9 protein-coding genes are annotated in these 12,834 nt (G+C 69.9%); 2 read left to right on the top strand and 7 right to left on the bottom strand.

The genetic code is table 11. The features are described 5' to 3' along the window. Window positions 1–84: 84 nt before the first annotated feature. The 7 genes from AC2D10_RS11705 to AC2D10_RS11675 form a co-directional block, all read right to left on the bottom strand. On the bottom strand, window positions 85–1,722 hold the full coding sequence (locus tag AC2D10_RS11705; protein WP_484707880.1) for a dipeptide ABC transporter ATP-binding protein: 1,638 nt from the start codon (window positions 1,720–1,722) through the stop codon (window positions 85–87). A 41-nt stretch (window positions 1,723–1,763) separates the two neighbouring features. After that, a complete protein-coding gene (locus tag AC2D10_RS11700; RefSeq protein WP_484707879.1) occupies window positions 1,764–2,276 on the bottom strand; it encodes a GbsR/MarR family transcriptional regulator in 513 nt (170 codons plus the stop codon). 40 nt (window positions 2,277–2,316) lie between these two features. Next, complete coding sequence (locus AC2D10_RS11695) at window positions 2,317–3,243, bottom strand: ABC transporter permease (protein WP_484707877.1); 927 nt, start codon at window positions 3,241–3,243, stop codon at window positions 2,317–2,319. Next, window positions 3,236–4,168 carry an ABC transporter permease gene (locus AC2D10_RS11690; protein WP_484707874.1) on the bottom strand — a complete coding sequence of 311 codons (933 nt, stop codon included), beginning with the start codon at window positions 4,166–4,168 and terminating at the stop codon, window positions 3,236–3,238. Before AC2D10_RS11690 ends, AC2D10_RS11695 begins: the two co-directional genes overlap by 8 nt. Then, a complete protein-coding gene (locus tag AC2D10_RS11685) occupies window positions 4,153–5,559 on the bottom strand; it encodes a M14 family zinc carboxypeptidase (RefSeq protein ID WP_484707873.1) in 1,407 nt (468 codons plus the stop codon). Before AC2D10_RS11685 ends, AC2D10_RS11690 begins: the two co-directional genes overlap by 16 nt. A gap of 25 nt (window positions 5,560–5,584) precedes the next feature. Further along, window positions 5,585–7,192 carry a peptide ABC transporter substrate-binding protein gene (locus AC2D10_RS11680; RefSeq protein WP_484707871.1) on the bottom strand — a complete coding sequence of 536 codons (1,608 nt, stop codon included), beginning with the start codon at window positions 7,190–7,192 and terminating at the stop codon, window positions 5,585–5,587. A gap of 220 nt (window positions 7,193–7,412) precedes the next feature. Further along, window positions 7,413–8,918, bottom strand: coding sequence for a DUF7059 domain-containing protein (locus AC2D10_RS11675; RefSeq protein WP_484707870.1), 1,506 nt, complete (start codon window positions 8,916–8,918; stop codon window positions 7,413–7,415). A 97-nt stretch (window positions 8,919–9,015) separates the two neighbouring features. On the opposite strand from AC2D10_RS11675, the gene AC2D10_RS11670 reads away from it, so the two are divergent. Continuing rightward, a complete protein-coding gene (locus AC2D10_RS11670) occupies window positions 9,016–11,196 on the top strand; it encodes a DUF6049 family protein (protein WP_484707869.1) in 2,181 nt (726 codons plus the stop codon). After that, window positions 11,189–12,805, top strand: coding sequence for a murein biosynthesis integral membrane protein MurJ (gene murJ, locus AC2D10_RS11665; RefSeq protein ID WP_484707867.1), 1,617 nt, complete (start codon window positions 11,189–11,191; stop codon window positions 12,803–12,805). The genes AC2D10_RS11670 and murJ overlap by 8 nt, the downstream gene beginning before the upstream one ends. Window positions 12,806–12,834: the final 29 nt, after the last annotated feature.

Below are 12,834 nucleotides of genomic sequence, written 5' to 3'. Positions count from 1 at the left end.
GCGCCGGCATCCGGGAGGTGTCACAACACGCCGCAACGCCCCCGCGGAACCGACCATCTGCGACCCCCGCCCGCGAACCCCCGCCTACCCGACCGCCGCCAACCGCGCGGCCCGCCGCTCCTGCTGCACATCCGGGTCCGGCACCGGCGCCGCGGCGAGAAGCCGGCGCGTGTACGGGTCCTGCGGGTGTTCGAGCACCTGCGTGCGCGACCCCGCTTCGACGACGCGCCCGGTGTTGAGCACCATCACGCTGTCGCACAGCTCGTCGATCACCGCGAGATCGTGGCTGATGAACACACATGCGAAGTGCAGGCGCGACTGCAGTTCTCGGAACACCTCGAGCACCTGCGCCTGCACCGACACGTCGAGGGCACTGGTCGGCTCGTCGGCGATGAGCAGCGCGGGGTCGAGCGAGACCGCCCGCGCGATCGCCACGCGCTGCTTCTGCCCGCCGGACAGCTCATGCGGGTACCGGTCGGCGCGGTCCTCGAGCCCGACCGATTCGAGGAGTTCCTCGACCCGGTCGCTCAGCTCGCGGCCGCGCAGTCCGCGGATGCTGTGCAGCGGCTCCTCGATGCTCTGCCGCGCGGTGTAGCGCGGGTTCAGCGAGAGCGCGGGGTTCTGGAAGACCACGCCGACGCGTCGCCGAGTGCGTCGACGCTCCGCGTGCGAGGCGGTGCGCATGTCGACGCCCTCCACCACGATGGTCCCCGCGCTCACGGGTGCCGCACCGATCACGGCCCGACCGATCGTCGACTTCCCGCTGCCGGATTCGCCGACGAGTCCGAGGATCTCGCCCTTCTGCACCCGCATGCTGACGCCGTCGACGGCGCGGAAGGTGCCGCGCAGGCGGTTGCCGTAGCTGACGACGAGGCCGTCGATCTCGAGCACCGGAGCCGCCTCATCGAGCGCGGCGGCCGACCCGCGCGAGCCGATCCGCGGCACGGCGTCGAGCAGCTGCCGGGTGTATCCGGCCGATGGCGTCAGCAGCACGTTGCGTGCAGTGCCCTCTTCGACCAGCGCCCCGTGCCGCATGACGACCACGCGGTCGGCGAGCTCGGCGACCACTCCCATGTCATGCGTGATGAGCAGGATGGCGCGGCCATCGCGGCGTCCGAGCCGGGCGAGCACGTCGAGCACCTCGGCCTGCACGGTCACGTCGAGCGCGGTGGTGGGTTCGTCGGCGATGAGCAGCTGCGGATCGGAGGCCAGTGCCATCGCGATGCCGACCCGCTGGCACTGTCCGCCCGAGAGCTCATGCGGATACTGCTTCATGCGGCGGGCGGGCTCGGGGATGTCCACGAGCTCGAGCAGCTCGATCGCCCGCCGCCGCGCGGCACTCGTGCTCAGCGACCGATCATGCGAGCGCACCGCCTCGACGACCTGAAAGCCGATCGTGAAGACGGGGTTGAGCGAGGCGACCGGGTCCTGCGAGATCAGGGCGATCTCGGCGCCGCGCACCTGGCGCAGCTCGCGCGGCGACAGGCCCAGGAGCTCGCGGCCGTGCAGTTCGACCGAACCCGTCGCCGTCGCGCCATCGGGCAGCAGACCGATCACCGACAGCGCGGTCACCGACTTCCCCGACCCCGACTCGCCCACGACCGCGACGACCTCGCCCGGCGCCACGTCGAGGTCGAGACCGTGTACGACCTCGACGGGAGTGCGCGTGCCGAACGACACACGCAGGTCGCGCACGCGCAGGACGGGTTCAGTGTCGTTCATTCGTCACACTGTCGTTCATTCGTCACACTGTCGTTCATTCGTCACACCTCGTCCTCGCCCGCATCGCGAGCGCGCTTGTGCTCGTGCCAGTCGGCGAGCATCTTGTGGTGGTAGTCCTGCACCCACTCCAGGTAGTCGCGGCCGTTGCGCAGTCGCACGGCCGCATCGGTCTCGGTGGGGCTGAGCCAGCGCAGGGCCGTGTCGAGCGAGCGGATCTCCCGGTCGAAGTAGCGGCGCTCGTTGGCGAGGAAGCTCCCCCACGGGTCCTCCTCCGCCATGAAGTAGTGGTTGCGGTCGCCGGCGAGCGAGTGGCGGCGGATGAAGTTGGTGTCGATCAGGCGACGCGTGGCCATCGACACCGCGCCCGTGCTGGCGCCGAGCGCCGCGGCGAGGTCGGCCGACGAGATGTACGGGCGATCCATGATCATCAGGTAGCCCAGCACTCGGCCGTCCATGCGCGAGGTGCCGGCCATCTCCCAGATGAGCGAGATGTCCTCGGCGAACTGTCGGCGGTAGTGCTCGCGCTCGTCGGCTGCGGTGCGATCCTCGGTCATGCGTTCTCCCCTTCCGGCGGCGTACCGATCAGCATGCCACTCACCGTCGCTCCCGGGGATCGAAGACGCTGCGCAGCTCCTCGCCGATCGCGACGATCGCCAGCACCGTCAGCGCCAACATCACGCTCGGCAGCACGAGCACGTGCGGGGCCGACTGGAACACGCGTGAGCCGGCCGCGATCTGCAGCCCCCACGAGATCGCGGGCGACGACAGGCCGACGCCGAGGTAGGTAAGCGTGCTCTCGGCGACGATCACGGCACCGATGGTGAGGGTGGCGAGCAGCAGCACGGGTTGCACGGCGTTCGGCAGCACGTATCGCGAGACGATGCGTCCGGTGCTCAGCCCCATCGTGCGGGCGGCGAGCACGTGATCGGCCTTCGCCACCGACCGCACCGATCCGCGCATCAGTCGGGCCATCATCGGCCACCCGAACACGCCCAGCACGAGCCCGACGGTGAGCACGTTGCGGGCGCCGAGCACATTGAGCACGACGATGGCGGCCAGCAGGAACGGGAAGCCGAGGAACACCTCGGTCAGCCGCGAGATAATCCAGTCGGCGATCGCCCCTCCCATCCCGGCGAGTGTTCCGAGCACGAGCGCGATGGCCAGCGCGATTCCGGTGGCCAGGAACCCGACCGCCAGCGAGCTCTGCGCGCCGTGCACGGCGTTCGCCCAGATGTCGCACCCCTGCACGTCGAAGCCGAACGGGTGCCCCGCACTCGCCGTGCCCGCGCTGTCGGCGAGGTCGCAGGCGCGCGGATCGCCGTTGCCGAACATCGCCGCGAACGGTGCGGGGGCGACCGCGAACGCGCCCATGACCAGGAGCACCACGCCGGCGATCCAGAACAGCGGTCGGCGCACCAGCAGGCGGAAAGCGCCCTCGCGGCGGGTGACGAGCGGGATGGCCGTGGTCTTCGGCACCGTGATCTTCGCGGTGCCCGGTGTCGGATTCAGCGGTTCAGGCACGACGGATCCTCGGGTCGAGCAGCGCGTGGAGGGCGTCCACGATCAGCGAGGTGAGCAGGAAGATGACGATCAGCGCGGTCGAGATGCCGACGACCATCGTGGCCTCGTGATCGCGGATCGCGAGGAAGAGCAGGTTGCCCACGCCGGGCAGGTTGAAGATGCCCTCGATCACCACGGCCCCCCCGAGCAGGAAGCCGAGGTCGGTGGCGAGGAACGTCGCGGTGGGGATGAGCGAGTTGCGCATGACGTGCAGGCCGATCACGCGGGACTCGCTGATGCCCTTGGCGCGCGCCGTGCGCACGTAGTCGGCGTCGAGGTTCTCGATCATCGACCCACGCACCAGCCGCGAGACCGACGCCAGCCCGAACAGCGCGATCACGAGCGACGGCAGCAGATAGGCGAGCGGCCAGCCCTCGCGGATGCCGGCGACGGGAAGCCAGTCCAGCCGCACGCCGAACACGATCTGCGCGGTGATGCCCAGCACGAACACCGGAATGCAGCTGAGGCCGATCGCGAGCACGAGCAGTCCGCGGTCGATGATCGTGCCGCGCTTGAGCGCTGAGACGATGCCGACCGCCAGGCCCAGGATGATCTGGATCGTCCATGCGGTGAGGGCGAGCGTGATCGTCACCGGCCAGCGCGACGCCAGCTGATCCGCCACCGCCCGACCGCGCAGATCGACGCCGAGGTCGCCGGTGAGCAGATTGCCGATGTAGTTCGTGTACTGGACCCACAGCGGCTGATCGAGCAGGTAGCGGGCGTTCAGCGCATCGATCACCGACTGCGGCAGCTGCCGGTCTCCGGCGAGCGCGCGGATCGGGTCGCCCGGCATGCTGAAGACCGTGAAGTAGATGATGAACGTCACTCCGAAGAAGACGATCGCGAATCCCGCCAGGCGCTGCAGCAGCTTCAGTCCGAGTCCCACCGGCCGGCCCCTTCGAGCTGCGCGTGCGCGGCCAGGATCGCTCCGTACTGCACGCCCACGACGGAGCTCAGCGGCAACGGTGTCGATGAGACCTGCCCGAGTGCCTCCGTCAGCCAGCCGTCGAACAGCTCCTGCGCCTCGACGGCGACTCGACGCAGCTCGGGGGCGGCGGTGCCGGCGTCGACCTCGGCGCGCAGCGCGCGCACCAGCATCCCGCCCCAGCGCAGGCGGTGCAGGCGCACCAGGCCCGACAGTGCCTCGACCTCTGACACCGTGGCGAGCCGGTCGGTCTCCTGGTCGGCCCGAGCGACGTTCTCCTCTCCTGCGGCGATCGCGGCCGGGGCGAACACGCGGGCGGCGCGCAGCAGCGGGGTGTCGAGTCGCAGGTGCGGCTCCACGTGGGCGATCAGTGCGGTGAGCCGCGCGCCGGCGTCCTGCAGGCGTTCGCCGGACTCGCGCAGGGCGTCGCGGTACCGGACATCGGTGATCGTGGTGTCGTCGGCCGACGGGTCACTGAACTGCGGCAGCTCGGCGATCAGCGACAGCGTGCCGTACTTCTGTGCGTACGACGTCGACGCGTCGCCCGCCGATCCGGGCGGGTAGGGGTCGAGGCCGTACGCCTCGGTCCAGTCGTAGGCGTCCTGCAGCGTGCCCATCTCGTACACGGCCGGTGCGAGTACGCGGAAGTGCGCTCCCTCGGCCTCTCCGGTGTGCAGCGGAACCCCGAGAGATGCGGGCAGGGCGTGCAGCAGCGGATACAGCTCAGGCACCGCACGGGAGAGGTAGAAGTAGGCGCCGCCGCCCTCGCTGTTGTGCAGCGGCACGTAGAGGTCGGGGCGCGCGGTGTCGATGGCCCGCGCCAGCGCCTGCGTCTCGGGCATCATGGCGTCGAAGTACGCCTTCTTGTACGAGAAGGGGAAGGTCCATTCGACCTGCTCGTCGGGCGCGGGGCGGTAGAACTCCCGCGCGTATCGCTCGCGGTCCGACGGATCAGCGAACCAGCCCTCGTTCAGCCGCATCCCGTCGGGGTCGGCACAGGGCACGATGTGCCAGGTCGTGTCGAGCCGCTCGCGGAAACCCGCGTCCGAGGTCAGCTGCTCGGTCAGGTGCAGGATCGTGAGCGAGCCGATCGGCTCGTTCGGGTGCACCCCGCCGACGATGAGCGCCGACCGTGTGCCCGACCCCACCGTGTAGAGCGAGAGGGGCTCCCCCAGCCGGCTGGTGCCGATCCGCTGCATCCGGATGAGGTCGGGATGCCGCGACCGCAGCTCTTCCATCTCGGCGTTCAGCGCATCGACGGTCGGGAAGGCGGTGTGGCTCGGCGCCGCGCCGGCACGGCGGAGGATGTCCTCCGTCGTGCCGGCGGTCGGTGCCGCGGGGGATTCGTGCACGAGGTGTCGTTCTCTCTGGGTCGGATCAGGATGCCGCGGAGGTGACGACCGAGCTCAGGTCGACGCTCCCCGACACCGTGGACAGCTCGGAGATGCGCTCAGAGGTGACGTAGAGGTAGCGGTTGCCGAACAGCGGCACCGTGGGGAAGTCCTCCAGGATGCGCTCCTGCACCTTCACGTATCCCTCCGACGACTCCTCGAATGTCGCGGCGGAGTTCGCCTCCTGCAGCAGGGCGTCGACCTCGGGGTTCGAGTACCCGCCGGCGCCGAAGTTGCCTTCGCCGGTCGCCGTGTACACCGCGGTCAGGGTGTTCTGCTGGCTGGGGTACAGCGCACCCCATCGGGCGCGGAACGGACCGTTCACCTGGTGCGCGCCGACGCTGTCGACGAAGGCGGCGAAGTCGACCGACGGAGTCGCGACGACACTCTCGATGCCGAGATTCTGGCGCAGCTGGTTGGCGATCGCCTCGAACAGGTCCTCCTGGCCCCAGTTCGCGATGTAGTGCACCGCGAGCTCGCCCTCGAAGCCTCCAGCCTCCTCGAGCAGCGCCTGAGCGGCCTCGGGGTCGAACTCGCAGTATTCGCCGCAGACGCCCTCGGGATCGCCCGGCATGCTGGGCGCGGTGAGCGAGGTCGCAGGCACCTGGGAGCCGCCGAAGATGGCGTCGTTGATGGCCTCGCGGTCGATCGCCATCGAGATCGCCTGACGGATGCGGGGGTCAGCGAACCGCGGGTCGGTGAGGTCGAATCCGAGGAAGTCGACGCCGGGGGCGTCGAGCTCGTGCACGTGCTCTCCGAAGTCGGTGCGGGCCTGAGCGACCTGCGCGCCGGCGATCGCCACGATGTCGACCTCGTCGGCCAGGGCGTCGGTGTAGGCGGTCGCCGTGTCCAGGTACGGCACGAACGTGACGGCGCCGATGTTCGGCTCGGTGCCCGCGTAGTCCTCGTAGGCGACGGCGTCGATCGGATCGGTCGGCGACCACCCGTCCACCAGTGCGAACGGTCCGTTGCCGACCGGCGCCTCTTCCCAGGCGGCGATGTCGGCGAGTGCGTCGGACGGCAGCGGGTAGAGACCGGTCTGACCGGCGGTGAGCTGCAGCGGGAACTGGCGGTCCGGGGCATTGAGCTCGACCGTGAAGGTGAGGTCGTCGACGACGGCGAGTCCGGCGAGTTCGGTCGCGGTCGGCTCGGCACCCTCGGCGGGGTTGAGATCGGCGTATCCGACGACACCCGCCAGCTGCGCCCCGTTCACCCACGCGTTCGGGCCGTAGGCGGCGTGGTTCCAGGTGTCGACGTAGTTCTGCGCGGTGACGGGCGTGCCGTCGTGGAACGTCCACCCCTCGCGCAGGGTGATGGTCCAGAGCTTCGCGTCATCGGACTCGACCGACTCGGCGGCGACGTAGGTGATCTCCCCCGCATCGTCGACGTCCGTCAACGGCGAGAACATCGCGATGACGATGTTGTACGCCGTGAACTGGTTGGCGGGGACGAGGCTGTCCGGCTGCTCGACGGCGAAGCGAATGGGGTCGACGTCGCCTGCGTCATCTCCGTCCGGCGTCGACGCGGAACATCCCGCGAGCGACAGAGCCAGGACCGCCGAAGCGGCGATCATCAGTCTTGCAGTGCTGTGCATAACTCCTCCTTGAGCCACACCTGACGGTGCCGCTTCGAGTGTGGACTGGCTCATTCCTGCGGGATTTCGCAGGGGGCTTTCCAGCACGCTAGAACGCGGCGATTCAACAATCAATGAAACTTCAGTAGAAATTGAAAGTTGTAATAGGAGTGAAACAGCGGGGAATCATGCGCGCAATACCCGGTCGTCTCCGTTACCCAAACGTGACCCGGAGTGCCGCTCAGTCGGTGAGGAGGAACCCGTCGAATACGAGTGCCCGGATGCGCGGCTCGAGGTCGGCCCAGAGGTCGGCGTATGGCACATCGAACAGGTCCGACAGGGCCGACGCGATCTGGCCGACGGTCAGATCGCCGTCGCAGGCGCCGACGAAGGCGGCGAGCGCCGGGTCGACGTTCACGGTGCGCGCGAAGCCGCCGCCCTGCCGCAGCTCGATCACGCTCGGGTCGTCGTTGCCGGGCAGCAGGTGCCGCGCCTCGGTGACATCGGGTGCGGTGAGCAGCATCTGCGGCAGGCCCTGAGCGAGCACATCGTGCGCCAGGATGCCGGTGGCCAGTGCCGCGCCGACACCCGATACCTGCTGCGTGAGGCGCTCGGCCCGGCGCAGCGGCGTGCCACTCCCCCGCCGCAGCAGCACGTAGCCGAAGCCGATCGACGTGACCCCGCGCGCGGCGAAGTCGTCGAGCCAGGCGGTGAGCAGCGGCGTGAAGGCCGGGTCGCGCGGCGTCGTGCCCCCGTCGCGGATCCACAGTTCGGCGTAGGCCAGGGGCGACAGCTGCTCGCGCTCGATCACCCAGAGGTCGAGTTCGGCCGGCGTCCACGCCTCCAGACGGGCGAGGCCGGTGACGCCGGCGTGCGACTCCCAGTTGCCGAGCAGCTGGGCGATGCCGCCGGGCGTGAGGAACGCGGGGGCGGTGCGCACGAACTGCTCCACGAGTGCGTCGCCGATCAGTCCGCCGTCGCGGTACTCGTACTCCGGCACGCCTTCACCGCGCGGCGTGATCACGAACGGGGGATTCGACACGATCAGGTCGAACGTGTCGCCCGCGACAGGTTCGAACATGCTGCCCTGGCGGAACGTGATGTTCGACACCCCGTTCACCAGCGCGTTGAGTTCGGCATAGGCGAGAGCGCGCGCCGAGATGTCGGTCGCCACCACTTCTTGGGCACGCCGTGCCACCAGAAGAGCTTGGATGCCGCAGCCGGTGCCCAGGTCGAGAGCCCGTTCGACGGGCAGCGGGACGACGATCTCAGCGAGCGTGCGCGAGGCGCCGCCCACGCCGAGGACGTGGTCGGCCGGAAGCACGCCGTCGAGGGCCACCTCGTCGAGATCGCTGGTGATCCACCACTCCCCCACGCCGTCGGCGTCGACGAACGACTGGGGACGCAGCAGGGCCGTCGGCGTCACCTCATCTGCGTCGGCCGTGGCCAGCCCGAGCGCGAGGAGTCCGTCGACGCCGAGGCGCGGCAGAGAGGCCGCCACGCGGGCGCGCGGCTGCGGCATCCCGAGCACGAACAGTCGGCCCAGAGTCGCAAGAACGCCCTCGTCGCCGGCGATCGCCCGCAGGATCGGCTCGCGCATGCCACGGGCCAGCGCGTCATCCGCTTCCTCCCCCCACAGACGCCGGAGCGGCTCGGAACGCAGATCCGCGGCATCGAGATCGGCGGCGAGATCAGCGCATCGTCGGGCGTCGGGAACGGGGGCTGCGGTGGCGGACACGGCCGTCACTCTACGCGTCTTCAGCGTTCTCCTTTGTCCGGCCTCCTAGAATCACAGGGTCAGTACTCACGAACAGCCCTGTCCTGGGCGTTCGAGGAAGACCTGGATGACCGTGACCACCCCCGATGACGCCGGCCTCCGTGCGCGCCTCCGCAGGCTCGCCCGCAGGACCGCTGTCTTCGCGATCGCTCTCGGAGCCACCGGCCTGTTCGCACCCGCCGGTGCCACGGCCGCGACAGATGCCCCGGCCGATGCCGACGAGGGCATCGAACTGTTCGTGTCGGCGGGAGCACGCGGCGCCGTGATCGCCGGCGGCGCCACCTCGGCGGTCGTCACCCTCCAGAACGAGACGGGCGACACGATCTCGGCCGCGCGCGTGAATGTCGAGCTCAACCGCACTCCGCTGGCCGACGACGCGTCCGTCACCTCGTGGATCGACGACGGCGATGCCACCGGCACCTTCGCGACCCTGGCCTCCGAGTCGACCACACCCGTGAACGGAGACGCCACAGGTACCACGACGGTCTCGGTGCCCGCCGAGGCGATCGCCGACCTCGCGCCCGGCGTTTACCCCCTCCGGGCCTCCCTCACCGGCGCCTCCACCGGTAACGAAGACACCGATGATCTGCTGTCCGACCTCGATCCGGCGACCAGCGTGCTCGTGGTGACCACGGGCGAGGCCGCCGCGCAGGTCGGCGTGGTGGTGCCGATCACGGCTACACCCACCGGCGGCGCACTGCTCACGGCCAACGAGCTGTCCACACTCACCGCCGACGACGGCGCACTCACCGCACAGCTCGACGGCGTCACCGGCACCGCCGCCATCCTCGCGATCGATCCCGCGATCCCGGCGGCGATCCGCGTGCTCGGAACCGCCGCACCGGCCTCGGCCACCGACTGGCTCACCCGGCTCGACGAACTCCCGAACGCGCGCTTCGCGCTCCAGTTCGGCGATGCGGATGCCACGGCGCAAGCCCAGGCGCAGCTTCCCGCCCTGCTGCAGCCCACCACGCTCCAGTCCTCCCTCGACCCGGCGAACTTCCCGAGCACCGCACCCACCCCTGCGGGCGACGCGGACCCCGACGGCGACGACAACGGCAGCCCCACGCCCGCGCCCGACGCGACGGGTTCACCGAACCTCCCCGACGATGAGGCGCTGATGGAGGTCGACGGCGCGACGCCGGGCATCCTCTGGCCGCGCAGCGGAGTCACTCAGACAGACCTCGGCACGTTCGCCGCCTATCTCGGGGGCACGGCCACCACGATCCTTCCGTCGTCCGTCACCACGGGTCGCACCTCGTCACACGGGATGTCGGGCGATGCCGAGGTGCTCATCACCGAAGCAGCCGCGTCGCGCGCGCTGTCGCTCGCGGCCGCCGAACCCGACGCCGACGCCCGGCAGCGTCAGCTCGCTGCTGCCGGCGCCCACCTCTTCCTCGCGGCACAGAGCATGCCCGGCGCTCCGCTGCTGGTCGGCCTCGACCGGGGCGAGACGCGCACTCCCGCCGCGCTGCGCGAGGCGATCTCGACCGCCGACTCCGCGGGGTTCTCCCTCGCCGCGCTGCGCGCCCTTCCCGCGACTCCCGTCACCGTGGCCGGCGAGGTCGATCCCGCGCTGGTCCCCGCCGTGCAGGAGCTCCTCACCGACGAGCAGACCCTCACCGCGTTCTCGTCGATCCTCACCGACCCGCAGCTGATGCTGAGCCCCGAGCGCATCCGCATCCTTCGCACCCTCGCGGTCAGCATTCCGGCCGATTCCTTCGACGAGGCGCTCGCCCGCCACCGCGCCGCGACGCAGACGATGCTCGGCGCCGTCAGCATCCCGCCCTCGAGCACGATCCAGCTCCTCACGGCCGCCGCAGACCTGCCGTTCGGGGTGCGCAACGACCTGCCGTGGCCGGTGAACATCCGCCTGACGGTCGCACCGTCCGATCCCCGCCTCGAAGTGCAGTCGGTCACCGATGCCGTCGTGCAGCCGAACACCAGCATGCGGGTCAAGGTCCCCGTGTCTGCCCGTGTCGGCAGCGGAGAGCTCACTCTGCGTCTCAGCCTGTCCAGCCCGAGCGGCGTGCCCCTGGCTGACACCGAGAACGTCCGTGTCGCGGTGCGCGCCGAGTGGGAGGGCATCGGCCTCGGTCTCCTCGGCGGGCTGATCGCCCTGCTCATCACACTCGGCGTCGTTCGAACTGTGCGACGCCGTCGGCGTGAGGCGATCGAGGGTCTGGCCCCCGAGGATGCCGGCATCGCCACCCCGTTCCCTCCCGAAAGCAAGGACGGACGTGAGTAGTCTCGGCCGCGCCAGCGCCGTCATCGGCGCCGGAACCCTCGTCTCCCGCATCACCGGGCTGCTGCGCAGCATCGTGCTCGTGGGTGTTCTCGGATCGGTGGCCTCAGAGGCGGCAGACGCGTTCACCTATGCGAACCAGCTGCCGAACAGCGTGTTCTCGCTGATCTCTGTCGGCATCCTGACCGCCGTGATCGTTCCGCAGATCGTGAAAGCCACGGCAGATGCCGACGGCGGCAATGCCTTCATCTCGAAGCTCTTCACCCTCGGCACCGTGGTGCTGGCGGTCGTGACGGCCGTCGCGACCGCGGCGGCACCCTGGCTGGTGCACCTCGCGGCCGGCAGAGCGACCGAGACGACCCTCGCCCTCGCCACCGCCCTCGCCTACTGGTGCCTGCCTCAGATCCTGCTCTACGGCCTGTACGCGATGCTCGGCGAGGCGCTCAACGCTCGCAAGATCTTCGGTCCGTTCACCTGGGCCCCGGTCGTCAACAACGTCGTCTCGATCGTCGGCTTCCTCGTCCTCGGTGCCGTCTTCGCCCCCGTGTCGCAGGAGGCTGCGGACTGGACACCCGAGATGATCACGGTCCTCGGCGGTACCGCCACGCTGGGCATCGCCCTGCAGGCCGTCGTGTTGCTGGTGTTCTGGCGACGTACGGGGCTTGCCCTGAAGCCGGACTTCCGCTGGCGCGGTGTCGGGCTCGGCAACGTCGGTCGTCTCGCGGGATGGACCTTCCTGATGGCGTTCGCGAGCCTGGCCGCCGGCTTCCTTCAGGGATTCATCGTCAGTGAGGTCGCCGGATTCGGTGCTTCGGCGACGGTCACGGCGAACGCCTGGCTGATCTTCATGCTCCCGTACTCGGTCATCGTGCTCTCGATCGGTACGCCGTACTTCACACAGATCAGCGCTCACGCCGCCGCGGGCAGGCACGACGACGTGCGTGCCGACATCGGGCAGAGCATCCGCACACTGCTGTTCTTCATCGTCGCGGCCACCGCTGCGGTCGCCGCCGCCGCGATTCCGGCCTCACGCGTGTTCACAGAGTCTGCCGACGACGCGCAGGCGGCCGCTCTCGTGCTGATCGCCTACCTCTTCGGGTTGATCCCGTTGACGATCCTGTTCATCGTGCAGCGGACCTTCTACGCCTATGACGACACCCGCACGCCGTTCTGGTTCACGATCTTCCAGTGCGTGCTGATCGTCGGCACCGCACTCGGGGCACTGGGACTGCGCGAGGCAGGCATCATCCCGCTCACCTCTCTGGCCGCCGCCGTCGCTCTCGGGCAGTCGATCGCCAGCATCGTGCAGACCATCGTGGCGACGTGGCTGCTGCACCGCAAGATCGGCGGCCTGCGAGTCGGCTCGTGGATGGCCGCGATCGCCCGCTTCGCCCTCGCCGGAGTCCCCGCCGGTTTCGCCGGCTGGGGAGTCTTCCTCCTCCTCGGCGGCGTGGACGGATGGACCACCTCCGATCGCTTCCAGGGCGCGATCGGAACCGCGATCATCGGCCTCGCCGTGGTCGTCGTGTACCTCGGCATCCTCGCCCTGCTGCGGGCTCCCGAGCTCAAGGCAGCGGGTACGCTCGTTCGCCGATTCCTGCCGGGGCGCTGACCCGCACCTGACCTGCGAGGCGACCCCGA

It is taken from the genome of Microbacterium sp. PI-SA-G (genome assembly GCF_057215335.1).
Note: the sequence above shows the minus strand (reverse complement) of the source record. Positions and strands in the feature narration are given on the sequence as shown.

Excerpts from the sequence above, each read along its gene's own strand:
- AC2D10_RS11705 (WP_484707880.1), bottom strand. The coding sequence starts at position 1,722 with ATGAACGACACTGAACCCGTCCTGCGCGTGCGCGACCTGCGTGTGTCG.
- AC2D10_RS11700 (WP_484707879.1), bottom strand. The coding sequence starts at position 2,276 with ATGACCGAGGATCGCACCGCAGCCGACGAGCGCGAGCACTACCGCCGA.
- AC2D10_RS11680 (WP_484707871.1), bottom strand. The coding sequence starts at position 7,192 with ATGCACAGCACTGCAAGACTGATGATCGCCGCTTCGGCGGTCCTGGCT.
- AC2D10_RS11670 (WP_484707869.1), top strand. The coding sequence starts at position 9,016 with ATGACCGTGACCACCCCCGATGACGCCGGCCTCCGTGCGCGCCTCCGC.